The 11,936-nt window shown below is 71.5% G+C and carries 12 protein-coding genes; 11 read left to right on the top strand and 1 reads right to left on the bottom strand.

Annotation, left to right across the window (positions count from 1 at the left end; all coding sequences use genetic code 11):
- The first annotated feature begins 33 nt into the window (after nucleotides 1-33).
- From ACZ4Z4_RS23630 to ACZ4Z4_RS23585, 10 genes are all read left to right on the top strand, one after another.
- The gene (locus ACZ4Z4_RS23630) at nucleotides 34-270 is read left to right on the top strand and encodes an MbtH family protein (RefSeq protein ID WP_468330537.1); all 237 of its coding nucleotides are present in this window, start codon (nucleotides 34-36) and stop codon (nucleotides 268-270) included.
- Entirely contained in the window at nucleotides 267-1,412 is a 1,146-nt protein-coding gene (locus ACZ4Z4_RS23625; RefSeq protein WP_468330534.1) for a histidinol-phosphate transaminase, read from the top strand. The genes ACZ4Z4_RS23630 and ACZ4Z4_RS23625 overlap by 4 nt, the downstream gene beginning before the upstream one ends.
- A gap of 100 nt (nucleotides 1,413-1,512) precedes the next feature.
- Nucleotides 1,513-1,998: a DNA-binding protein gene (locus ACZ4Z4_RS23620; RefSeq protein WP_468330531.1), complete on the top strand. Its 486-nt coding sequence runs from the start codon at nucleotides 1,513-1,515 to the stop codon at nucleotides 1,996-1,998.
- Nucleotides 1,988-2,998 carry an ATP-binding cassette domain-containing protein gene (locus ACZ4Z4_RS23615; protein WP_468330528.1) on the top strand — a complete coding sequence of 337 codons (1,011 nt, stop codon included), beginning with the start codon at nucleotides 1,988-1,990 and terminating at the stop codon, nucleotides 2,996-2,998. The genes ACZ4Z4_RS23620 and ACZ4Z4_RS23615 overlap by 11 nt, the downstream gene beginning before the upstream one ends.
- Complete coding sequence (locus tag ACZ4Z4_RS23610) at nucleotides 2,995-3,828, top strand: ABC transporter permease (RefSeq protein WP_468330525.1); 834 nt, start codon at nucleotides 2,995-2,997, stop codon at nucleotides 3,826-3,828. The genes ACZ4Z4_RS23615 and ACZ4Z4_RS23610 overlap by 4 nt, the downstream gene beginning before the upstream one ends.
- 317 nt (nucleotides 3,829-4,145) lie before the next feature.
- A complete protein-coding gene (locus tag ACZ4Z4_RS23605) occupies nucleotides 4,146-5,180 on the top strand; it encodes a cytochrome P450 (protein ID WP_468330523.1) in 1,035 nt (344 codons plus the stop codon).
- Between the two features lie 326 nt (nucleotides 5,181-5,506).
- Nucleotides 5,507-6,739, top strand: a complete 1,233-nt coding sequence (locus ACZ4Z4_RS23600; RefSeq protein WP_468330520.1) for a nitric oxide synthase oxygenase — start codon at nucleotides 5,507-5,509, stop codon at nucleotides 6,737-6,739.
- On the top strand, nucleotides 6,717-7,901 hold the full coding sequence (locus ACZ4Z4_RS23595) for a cytochrome P450 (RefSeq protein ID WP_468330517.1): 1,185 nt from the start codon (nucleotides 6,717-6,719) through the stop codon (nucleotides 7,899-7,901). The genes ACZ4Z4_RS23600 and ACZ4Z4_RS23595 overlap by 23 nt, the downstream gene beginning before the upstream one ends.
- Nucleotides 7,902-7,922: 21 nt before the next feature.
- Complete coding sequence (locus tag ACZ4Z4_RS23590; protein ID WP_468330514.1) at nucleotides 7,923-9,044, top strand: tryptophan dimethylallyltransferase family protein; 1,122 nt, start codon at nucleotides 7,923-7,925, stop codon at nucleotides 9,042-9,044.
- Between the two features lie 50 nt (nucleotides 9,045-9,094).
- A complete protein-coding gene (locus tag ACZ4Z4_RS23585) occupies nucleotides 9,095-9,598 on the top strand; it encodes a hypothetical protein (RefSeq protein ID WP_468330511.1) in 504 nt (167 codons plus the stop codon).
- A gap of 46 nt (nucleotides 9,599-9,644) precedes the next feature.
- Here the strand turns inward: ACZ4Z4_RS23585 and ACZ4Z4_RS23580 are convergent, their stop codons facing one another.
- Nucleotides 9,645-10,535, bottom strand: a complete 891-nt coding sequence (locus ACZ4Z4_RS23580) for an LLM class F420-dependent oxidoreductase (RefSeq protein ID WP_468330508.1) — start codon at nucleotides 10,533-10,535, stop codon at nucleotides 9,645-9,647.
- Nucleotides 10,536-10,721: 186 nt separating this feature from the next.
- Between ACZ4Z4_RS23580 and ACZ4Z4_RS23575 the strand changes: the two genes are divergently transcribed.
- Entirely contained in the window at nucleotides 10,722-11,912 is a 1,191-nt protein-coding gene (locus ACZ4Z4_RS23575; RefSeq protein WP_468330505.1) for a cytochrome P450, read from the top strand.
- Nucleotides 11,913-11,936: the final 24 nt, after the last annotated feature.

The raw sequence follows: 11,936 nt of genomic DNA, 5'->3' as shown, positions 1-11,936 counted from the left end.
GAAGAGAAAAGCGCGAAGAGAACTGGAGAGGCGATGTCGAATCCGTTCGAGGACGAAAACGCCACGTACGTCGTCCTGATCAACGACGAACTGCAGTATTCGCTGTGGCCGGTCATCGTCGACATTCCCGACGGTTGGCGCACGGTGTTCGGTGAGGCCCCGCGGGCCGAGTGCCTGGAGTACATAGACCAGCACTGGACGGACATGCGCCCCAAGAGCCTGGTGGACGCGGTGAGCGCGGCCGCCGGTGCCGAGGGCCGCGCGGAATGAACACCCCGCCCGGCCCGGAGCGTCCGGCCGCGGCCCGGCCGCGGGTCCGGTCGGATCTGGACGGCCTGCCGTTGTTCCGGGGGCGGACCGCGGCGGCGGGGACGATCGGCCTGGACTGCAACGAATCGCCGTTCGCGCCGCCCGCCGCCGTGCAGAGCGCGCTGTCCGGCGCGGTCCAGGAGCTGAACCGCTATCCGGACAACGCGTCCGCCGACCTCACCGGCCGGCTCGCCGAACGCCACGGGGTGCCGCCCGCCACGCTCTCGCTGGGGCCGGGCTCGGTGGGCCTGTGCGTGCAGCTGATCCAGATCACCTGCGCGGCGGGTGACGAAGTGATCGTCCCCTGGCGCTCGTTCGAGGTCTATCCGTCCATCGCGGGCACCGCGGGCGCGGTGGTGCGCCGGGTGCCCCTGACCGCGGGACACGCCCTCGACCTGCCGGCGATGGCCGCGGCGGTCACCGACCGCACACGGCTCGTCTTCGTCTGCTCGCCCAACAACCCGACCGGGACATCCGTGTCCCGGACGGACGTGGAGCGCTTCCTCGCCGAGGTGCCGCCGGACGTGCTGGTCGTCCTGGACGAGGCGTACGCGGAGTTCACCGAGGAGGAGGCCGACCCGCTCGACGGCTTCGGCCTGGTGCGCGACCGGCTGCGGCAGGGACGTACGAACGTGGTCGCGCTGCGCACCTTCTCCAAGGCGTACGGGCTGGCCGGGCTGCGGATCGGCTACTGCCTGTCCGCCCCGCCGGTGGCCGAGCTGCTGGGCCGGGTCGCGGTTCCCTATGCGGTCGGCACCCTCGCACAGCGGGCCGCGATCGCCGCGCTGGAGTGCGAGCAGGAGGTGCGGGCGCGTTGTCGGCAGCTCATCCGGGAGCGGGAGCGGCTCCGGGCCGCCCTGCTCGGCCGCGGCTGGGACGTGCCGGTCAGCGGCGCCAACTTCCTCTGGATGCCCATCGGCCCGGCTGCGGAGGCCTTCGCCGCGCACTGCCGCGAGCAGCGGGTCCTGGTCAAGGCCTTCCCCGGTGAAGGAGTGCGGGTGACGGTCGGTACGGCCGCCGAGAACGACGTCTTCCTGGCCGCCGCGGCGCGCTTCACACCCGCCGGGACCGGGACCACCGTCCGGCGGGCGCCGGTCGGCTGACGAGGAACACGGGCAGCGCTTCCTCCGGACGAGTGACTTCAACCGTTGGAGTTCAACTTATGGTTGACAACCGACGGTTGAAGTCGCCAGGCTCGCTCCCATGACCGATCAACCGGAGGGGCCCGACGCCCTGAGCCGCGCCGAGGACCCCGACCACGCCCGCGCCCGTCGGGAGCACCTGGCGCTGCGGCACGTGACCGAGCGCCTGGCCGCCGGCGGCGGGCCGGAACCGGCCGGACCGTCCGCCCGGCTCACCGCCCAGCAGGCCGTGCACCTCATCGCCTCCTGGGCCGGCGGAGGCGGGCGGCCCGCCGACGCGCCCGAGATGGACAGGACCGACGTCATGGCGGCCCTGACGCTGCTGCCGCGCGCCCGCGCCGACCTGGACGTACTGGAGGCGAGCCTGCTGTTCATCGCCCGGGAGATGGGGGTCACCTGGCAGGACATCGCCTACGGCCTCGGACTCAGGTCCCCCCAGGCGGCACAGAAGCGGGCCGGACGCGGCACCCAGAGCCCGGCCGGAGCCCCACAGGCCCGGCCCGAGACCCCAGCCGCAAGCGAACCCAAGGGTGAATGTGAGCACTGAACTCGCGGTGGAGACCGTCGGCATGGTGAAGTCCTTCGGGGCCACCAAGGCCGTCGACGGCCTCGACCTGTCCGTCCCGGCCGGCGCCGTCTACGGAGTCCTCGGACCCAACGGCGCGGGCAAGACCACGACCCTGCGCATCCTGGCGACCCTGCTCGCCCCCGACGCGGGCAGCGCCCGGGTCTTCGGCCACGACGTCGTCCGCGAAGCGAACCGCGTACGGGAACGGGTCAGCCTCACCGGCCAGTTCGCCAGCGTCGACAACGACCTCACGGGCATGGAGAACCTGCTGCTGCTCGCCAGGCTGCACGGCTACCGCGCCACCGCCGCGCGGGAGCGCGCCCGCGACCTGCTGGAGGCGTTCGACCTGGTCGAGGCCGCCGACCGGCCGGCCCGCGGCTACTCGGGCGGCATGCGCCGCAGGCTCGACGTGGCCGCCGGACTCATCGTCCGGCCCCAGCTGATGTTCCTCGACGAGCCGACCACGGGGCTCGACCCCCGCAGCCGCAACGAGGTCTGGGCCATCATCCGAGCCACCGTCGAACGCGGCACGACCGTCCTGCTCACCACCCAGTACCTCGAAGAGGCCGACCAGCTCGCGCAGCGCGTCGCCGTCATCGATCACGGCAGGCTCGTCGCCGAGGGCACCCCCGGCGAGCTGAAGTCCTCGGTGGGGCGCGGCTCCCTGCGCGTCGAGCTGACGGACCCCGACGACCTGCCGGCGGCGAGCCGCATCCTGGTCGGCGCCCTCGGTGTGCCCGCCGAGACCACCGGACCGGCCCAACTCACCGCGCGCGGCACCGATCCCCGCAGCGTGGCGCGCGCCCTCGGCGAACTCACCCGCACCATCGAGGTCGACGACTTCGCCATGGACCGCCCGAGCCTGGACGAAGTGTTCCTGGCGCTGACCGGGCGTCCCCCCACCACCGAAGTGCCCTCCGCCCGCAAGCCGGGCCGCAAGCAGGGCCGCAGGCCCGCCACCCCCGAGGAGAGCCGATGACGACCGCCGCACGCCCCGTCGAAGCGGACGAGAGGCTGCACCGGGTCCTGGGCGAGGACACCCGCCCCGCACACCGGCCGGGGGCGCTGTCCACGTCGCTCACGCTGGGCTGGCGGGCGCTGGTGAAGATCAAGCGCTCGCCGGGACAGATGTTCAACGCGACCCTCACCCCGGTGATGTTCACGCTGATCTTCACCTACCTCTTCGGCGGCGCGATCTCCGGCAGCAGCCGCGAGTACCTCCAGTTCCTGCTGCCCGGCATCCTCGTGCAGGGCGTCCTGTTCATCTCCACGCAGACCGGGGTGGCCCTCACCACCGACCTTCAACAGGGCATCTTCGACCGCTTCAAGTCCCTGCCGATCTGGCGGCCCTCCCCGCTGACCGGCGCGCTGATCGGTGACGTGGTGCGCTATCTGATCTCGTCGGCCGTCGTGGTCGCCGTCGGGCTCGCGCTCGGCTTCCGGCCCGACGGCGGAGTGCTCGGCGTCACCGGCGGTGTGCTCCTCGCCGTGCTCTTCGGCTTCTGCGTCTCGTGGATCTGGACGTTCCTCGGCCTGGTGCTGCGCACCCCCCAGGCCGTCTCCGCGCTCGGCATGCTGCTGCTGTCGCTGCTGACCTTCGCCAGCAACATCTTCGCCGAGCCGACCACCATGCCCGGCTGGCTGAAGGCGTTCGTCGACATCAACCCCATCGGTTACGTGGTCACCGCGAGCCGCTCCCTCATGAGCGGGGACGGCGCGGCCGATCTCGGCCCCGCCCTCATCTCCTGCGCGGTGCTGCTCATCGTCTTCGTGCCGCTCAGCCTGCTGCGATACAACAAGAGCGAATAGAAGAGCGGGCCTTTCACCGGCCCGCCGACCGGCGTTCCCCCATAAATTTGAACGTTTGCCGCCGGTGGAGACGACCGTGGATAACATCGTCCCCACCGCACCGGAAATCGTCCGAATTTTATTGGGGGAGCGCCGTGCTCAACAGTGAGAATTCCCGGGTCGACGTCCCCGAGATGGCGATGGTCGACCCCGAGGTATTGCGTGATCCGATCGCTGCCTATGGGAGGGCAAGGGAACAGGCTCCCATCGTGCGTCTCATGGCGCCGGGATTCGGGTCGATATGGGCGGTCACCCGCCACAGCGACGCAAAAGCAATATTGAGCGATCCGCGCCTGGCCATGACCGCCGACAGCTGGAACCAGCGGATACCGGACGACGTACGTCCGTACATGCTGACCATGTCGCACATGGACGGCGCCGACCACGGCCGGCTGCGCAAGCTCGCCGTGCGGGCGTTCACCGCCCGTCGCGCCGCCGCCCGCCGCGACATGATCCGGCGCAGCGCCGACCGCCTGCTCGACGGCCTGCCCGGCCTCGCCGAAGAGGGCACCGTCGACCTCCTGAAGCACTTCGCCCAGCCGCTGCCCACCCACGTGGTCGGCGACGTCATGGGCATTCCCGAGGCGGACCGGCCCCTGTGGCGCGCCTACGTCGCCCGGATGGGCTCCGGACAGACCTACGAGGAAGCCCTGCGCGACGCCGTCGAAGGCGCCAAGCGGGTCATCGAACTGCGCCGCCGGGAGCCCGGCGACGACCTCGTCTCCGACCTGCTGCGGGCCCAGGCCGAGGATGCGGGCCGGATCAGCGACACCGAGCTGACCACCATGGTCTGGCACACCGTTTTCGCAGGCCAGGACAACCTCGCCAACTTCATCGCCAACTCCGTCGTCGCCCTGCTCTCCCACCCGGAGCAGCTCGCGGCGCTGCGCGCCGACCCGTCCCTGATGCCCCGGGCCGTGGAGGAGCTGATGCGGTGGCGGCCCCCGCTGCTGCTGACCGCCATCCGCTACGTCCTGGAGGACTTCGAGCTGTGCGGCGCGCCGGTGCGCGCCGGGGACTCCGTGGTGGCGGTGATCGCCTCCGCCAACCGCGACCCACGCGTCTTCGACGACCCCGACACGCTCGACATCACCCGGCCCGCCGGCACCGCGGTCCAGTTCGGCTTCGGCCACGGAGCCCACTACTGCATCGGCGCCTCCCTGGCGGCCGTCGAGGCGGAGGTGGCGCTCGAGGCGCTGCTCAGCCGCTTCCCGGAACTCGCGCTCGCGGTGCCGCCCGAGGAGGTGCCGCGGCTGCCCAACCCGGGGAGCTGGCACCTCACCGCGCTCCCGGTCACCCTCCGGGCCACCTGACCCGTCCGCTGAGAACAGCACTGAAAATGCCTCGGCGAGGCGAGGTATGGCCGGTCCCGAATTCCCCCGGTGTTCAAGTGCTTCATTGACGGCCACCGGACCGGGCCATAGATTAACGACTGCCCGAATTTCCCGCCCCCCGAAAAGCAATTGATTGCACCGCTCCCGAGAAATTCGAGAGTGCGGGGAGGTGCCGCGGAAAAGCGGACCATGCAGGGAGGTGAACCGATATGCGTTACCTGCACTGAAAGCAGAGATGAGCACATATGGCCGTAGCCCGGCAAGGAGACTTGCCGGGCTACGGCACCGCTTACGGGGGGTTGCGAATGGCAGGGCCCGCAGACATCGACACGGCAGGCTTGACCGCCCGCGCCGATGAATTCATCCGGCTCTACAGCTCGGAGAACACCGTCGACCGCCCGCCGGCCGACCGCATGGCCGAGATCCGCCACGAGATCCGCCAGAGCGGCACCTATGTGCACACCGCCGAGGAGCTCGCCTTCGGCGCCAAGGTCGCCTGGCGCAACAGCCGACGCTGCATCGGCCGTCTGTACTGGCCCGGCCTGGTCGTCCGCGACCTGCGGCACCTGCGTACGGCCGAGGACATCCACCGCGCGTGCGTCGAACACCTGCGAACGGCCTTCAACGGCGGCCGCATCCGCCCCACGATCAGTGTCTTCGCCGCCGACGGACCCGACGGCACCGGACCTCGCATCCACAACCCGCAGCTCATCCGCTACGCCGGCTACCGCCGCCCCGACGGCGGGGTCATCGGCGACCCCGCGTCCGCCGACCTCACCGACCGACTCCGCGCCCTCGGCTGGCCCGGCGGTCCCGGCACCCGCTTCGACGTCCTGCCGCTGCTCGTCCAGGAACGGGGCGGACCGCCCCGGATCCTGGACCTGCCGCCCGCAGCCGTGCGGGAGGTCCCGCTGCGCCACCCCGACCACGACTGGTTCGCCGGCCTCGGCCTGCGCTGGCACGCGCTGCCCGTCATCTCCGACATGGTCCTGGAGATCGGCGGCGTACGGTACGGCGCCGCCCCCTTCAACGGCTGGTACATGGGCACCGAGATCGGCGCCCGCAACCTCGTCGACACCCAGCGCTACGACCTGCTGCCCGAGATCGCCGACCACCTGGGCCTGGACCGCACCAGCGACAGGACCCTGTGGAAGGACCGGGCGCTGGTCGAGCTGAACGTCGCGGTGCTCTGGTCGTTCGAACAGGACGGCATCACCATCACCGACCACCACACCGAGTCGGAGCGCTTCCTGCGCCACCTGCGCCGTGAGGAGAAGGCCGGCCGCACCGTGCCCGCGGACTGGTCCTGGATCGTGCCCCCGCTCTCGGGCGGGGTGACCCCCGTCTTCCACCGGTACTACGACGATCACGAGTCGTCGCCCGCGTTCCTGCAAGCACCGGCCCCCGGCCGCTGCCCGGTCGCCGGACACGCTCCGACGCCCGACGGCGAGACCACCGGACCGGACCCCAAGCCGCCCGTCAGCGTCGGCGTCGGCGCCAACACCGGAGACAGCCGTGACCGTATCGCCCGCCCCTGAGGCCACCGACCCCCTGTTCAACCCCCTCGACCCCGCGGTGCTCGCCGACCCCTACCCGGTCTACCGGCGGCTGCGCGAGACCCAGCCGGTCCACTGGCACGCGGGCATCGACTCCTGGCTGATGACCCGGCACGCCGACTGCACGGCGATCCTGCGCGACTCCGCCCGGTTCAGCACCGACTTCCGGAAGATCGGCATACCCACCCCGCCGACCCTGCTCAGCCTCCAGACCCTCGACCCGCCCGACCAGACCCCGCTGCGCCACCTCGCCCTCAACGCGGTCCGCGCACAGGATCTGGACGCCCTGCGCAAGGAACTCGCGGCGTTCGCGGACCAGTTGCTCGACGAGCTGGCCGAGCGGCCGTCCTTCGACTTCATCCACGACTACGCCGACGTGTTCACCCTGCGGGCCATCACCCGGTTCATCGGCGTCGAACCGCCCGAGACCGATGAGGCGTTCGCCCGCTTCAACGACGACCTCGACCACAGCATGGACGCGCAGCTCGACCCCGACGCGGAGGAACCCGGCCTGCGCGCCCGCGCCCACTTCAACGACCTGGTGCGCACCTGGCTCGCCGACCCCGGCCCGCAGGGCGTCCTGCCCGCGGTGGTGCACGGCCTGCCCACCTCCGGTGTCGAGGCCGACGACGTGCTGGTCAACTCCGTACGCGCCTTCTTCCACGCCGGATTCGAGGTGCCGAGCCGTTTCCTCGGCAACGCCCTCGCGGCCCTGCTGGCCGACCGGACCGCCTGGGAGTCCCTGGTCCGCGGTGACGTGGACCTCGACACCGCCGTCGAGGAACTGATCCGCTACGTCGGCCCGGTGCAGGCACTGGCACGCGCCTGCACCGAGGACACCGAACTGGGCGGAGTGACCGTCAAGAGCGGCCAAGTGGTGACCGCGCTGATCGGCGCGGCCAACCGCGACCCGGCGCAGTTCCCCGACCCCGAGACGCTCAAGCTCGACCGCAAGCCCAACAACCACCTGAGCTTCGGCCGCGGCGCGCACTCCTGCCTCGGCCTCAACCTCGCCCGCATCGAAGCACGTGTGACGCTCGCGGCCCTGGTGCGGCACCCCGCCGCCCACGCCGCGGGCGAAGCGGTGGTGCGGCCGAACGGCACGCTGCGCGGCCTGTCCCGACTGCCTCTCGCGCTCGGCTGACCGGAAGGAGGACCGGCGGCGATGAAGAGGGTGAGCGCGAGCAGCGGGACGGACACCGGGCCGGCCCCGTCGGCCAGGGCGGTGGGCGCGGCGCGTCTGACACGGCTGGCGGCCGGCCTCGGCCTCCATGGGCGGAGCGGCCCGTGCGCGGAGGCCTTCGACACCTTGACGGGATCGTGGGGGACGGCGACGCCCGCGGAACTGCCCGAGTCCGACGTGTCGTCCGACGGGTCGCCGCTGGAGTTCGCGATCGGCCTCGACGACGATCCCGCCCTGCAATTCGCGGTGGAGGCCCTGCGGCCCCGTGACTGCCCGGTGGGCCGGGTCGTCTCCGCCCGCGCCACGATGGCGGCCCTGGTCCGCCGGCACGGCGCGGACGAGCGGCGGTGGGCGCGGGTCGCCGATCTGTACCTGCCGGAGAAGCCGGCCACCGAGCACGTGGCGATGTTCGGTGCCGAGGTGCGACGGAGCGGGGACGCCCAGTTCAAGGTCTGGTTCTACCCGGCCGTCGGTGGCCCCGAACGCGCCGCCGAGCTCTGCGAACGCGGTCTCGCGGCCGTCGGGCTCGGCGCGGCCTGGCCCGCGGTGACCGCGCACATGGCGCGGGGCGAGCGGCTCGACCGGCCGGTGATGTTCTCGCTCGATCTCTCGGCGGACCCGGCGGCCCGCGTGAAGCTGTACTTCCGGCACTACGCGACCGACGCCGACGGCCTGGCCGAACTCATGGCCCCCCATCCCGGGTTCGCGTCCGCGCCCGTGCGCGAGTTCTGCGGGACGATGCTGCCCGAGGCGGCCGCCGACCTCTCCGCCCAACCCCCGGTCACCTGCCTGTCGTTCACCGGGGAGCGCCCCGCCGTGGTCGGCGGGGCGACCGTCTACCTCCCGATGTGGACCTACGCCCCGGACGACGAGGCGGTGCAGCGCCGGATGAAGGAGGCGCTGGCCGCCTGCGACCGGCCCTCCGGCCTCTACGAGCGGGCCCTGCGCGCGGTGTCGTCACGCCCGCCGGCCGCGGGCCGGGGCATCCACAACTACGTGGCGTGGCGGCCGGGCCCCGGCCGCCCCCGGCTCAAGGCGTACTTCTCTCCTGAACTGCGGCACACGGACCCGTCGGCGCGTTACGCCATCGACGGCCAGGAATAACCGTCGAAAGACTGACGGCCGCCGCTGCGCGCATGCCATAATCAGGCCTCGTGTATGAGCCTGTGATCGACGCGTGGAAGCGATATTCAAAACTGGTGGACAGGCCCGGCACCCCCTGGCGTGTTCCGCCGGGGGTGTTGGCGGAAATCCATACCCGTTTCGGACAGCTCGACATGCTGATGGAATCCATCGTGGCGGTTCTGGATTCCTCGTCATGGGCATCGGCGAACGAGGGGCGGAGCGCCGACGAAGAACGTCGGCAATTCCTTGCGGCATGGGACTGGGCGTCGGTGTACACCGACGCCTTCTACTTTTTCGCCTGGCGCACGGTCGACCTGCTCAACGGCACCGTCGGCGGCCCTCTGCCGTGTCTCGAACCGGTCCGGCCGGCCGGACTCCTCGCCGTCCGTGACGTCCTGCACGAGCACCCCGAGGGCCAGGGCGAGTACTACCGGCACGGTCTCGAGCTGCGCGAGGAGGCACTGGAAAGGATCAGCCGCGCCGCGGACGCGATCGAAGCGGGCGACGACGGCACGGAGCCGGGCGGACGGTGAGCCCGCCCGCCCGGCACCCGATGTGCGGCGTCCCTTCAGGACCGCGTCACTTCAGCATCTCGACGACCGGGGCGAACGCCTCCAGCCACGGCTCCAGGACCACGATGTAGCTGAGGCCGAACCGCTCCCGGTACTCCGTCAGCCGATCGGCTATCTCGCGCTGCGATCCGATCAGCCAGGCCGGCGCCGCGAGCACCTGCTCAGGGGTGAAGTGGGCCAGTGGGTGCCGCGCCCACTCCTCGGCGGTGCCCCGCGGATCGTCCGTGATGAGCACCTGCTGCACCAGAAGGTTCAGCTCCACTTCCGCGACCCGGGCGCCGAGCTGCTCGCGGACCAGAGCCACCCGCTCGCCCAGTTCCTCCGGGCTCGCGAGCTGGGGGAACTCCCCGCGGCCCGCGAAGATCCCGGTGAAGCCGATGATGTCGGCGTGCTCGGCGGCCAGGCGCAGCACCCGGTCGCCGTTGCCCGCCACCAGCAGCGGCGGGCCGCCCGGCCGCACCGGCTGCGGTGAGTGCTCGGGGTTCACCATCAGGCCGCGCAGTTCCTTGACGGTGCGCTCCAGCTGGCTGACGCGCTCACCGGCGGACGGGAAGGGGACCCCGTCGGAACCGGTGCCCTGCCGGATGGAGCCCGCCGCGAGCCCCACCTCCAGGCGCCCGTCGGTCAGCAGGTCGGCGGTGGCCGCCTCCCGGGCCAGGAGCACCGGGTTGTGGAACGCGGCGTTGAGGACGAACGTGGTCACCCGGATCCGCTCCGTGGCCTCGGCCGCCGCCACCAGGGCGGGGAACGGGGCGGGCGCGCCCAAGTGGTCCGGCACCCCGAGCACATCGAATCCCAGGTCCTCGACCTTGCGGGACTTTTCTGCCCAGGCGCGCCGCGGAGCGGGCGTGACGAGATTGACGCCGAAACGGAACGGCCGATTCTCGGGAAGAGTCATGCGGCGACGTTAGCAGCGGAGCGGGAATCCGAAAATAATCGCGCTTTTGCTCCCCGCGGTGTTTCCCTGGCCCGGCTTCGGGCGGCGACTGTTCAAATTCGGAAATCTTGACACCGGCCCGCCCGTGATCGAGTCTCGGGACGAATGTCACCTGTCTTGTTTCCTTCATTCTGCGGGGAGAAAAATATGACGCCGGCTCCGCCCTATTCCGAGGACGACGGGAAAGCCCTCCAGGACTGGTTCCGTGTCATGCGGGATCAGCGCCCCGTCCACCAGGACCCCGCGACGGGAGCCTGGCTGGTCCTGCGGTACGCCGACGTCGTCACGGCCAGCCTGGACCACGCCACGTACTCGTCCGAACTGTGGCGGGCCTATCCCGCCGAGTGGGGCAAGTCCGACGCCTGGAGCCAGGGCCGCCTCACCGAGATGGACCCGCCACGGCACCGGCTGCTGCGCGCGTTGATCGGCAAGGCGTTCAACCAGCGGACGGTCGCCGGCCTCGCACCGGAGATCGAGGCCACCGTGGAAAGCCTGCTGGACGCCGTGGCGGACCGGTCCGAGATCGACGTGGCCCGCGATCTCGCCGACCCCCTGCCGGTCATGGTGATCGCCGAGCTGATCGGACTCCCCTTCGAGGACCGGGAGTTGCTGCGCGGGTGGGCCGACCGGCTGCTCTCCTTCGAGGCGGGTGACCTGGCGGGCGAAGACCTCGTCAAGGCGATCGACGCGGCGGGCGCCGAACTGCTCGCCTACCTGCGCGAGCACTACCGGCTGCGGCGCCGCGCACCCAAGGACGACCTCTTCAGCAGGCTCGCCCAGGCCGAGGTGGACGGCGAACGGCTCACCGAGGAGGAGGTCGTCAACATCGGCAAACTGCTGCTCATCGGCGGGCACGTCACCACCGCCTGCTCCCTCGCCAGCCTCGTCTTCGAGCTCCTGCGCCACCCCGACGCGCTGACCGCCGTACGCCAGGACGCCGGCCTGATACCGGCCGCCGTGGAGGAGGCGGTGCGCCACCGCCCCGCCGTGCCGAACAGTCTGCGCCTGACCACGCGTGACACCCGGCTCGGCGACGTGGACATCCCCGCCGGCCAGTTCGTGTCGCTCTCCGCGCTGTCGGCCAACCACGACGAACGGCAGTTCGACGACCCCGAGCGCTTCGACATCCACCGGCAGCACAACCAGCACGTCGGCTTCGGACAAGGCGTCCACTACTGCCTGGGCGCACCTCTGGCCCGCACCGAGATCCGGATCGCGCTCACGTCGCTGCTGCGGCGGTTCCCCGTCCTGGAGCGGACCGACGGCCCCCTCCAGTACTACCGGAACCCGAGCATCGCCGGACTCCGATCCTTCCCCGTCGCCGTCGCACGAGGCTGACGCCGACCCGCCGCCGACAGCGCC

It is taken from the genome of Streptomyces sp. NPDC030245 (genome assembly GCF_055572995.1).
This window is presented reverse-complemented; position numbering and strand designations above follow the sequence as displayed.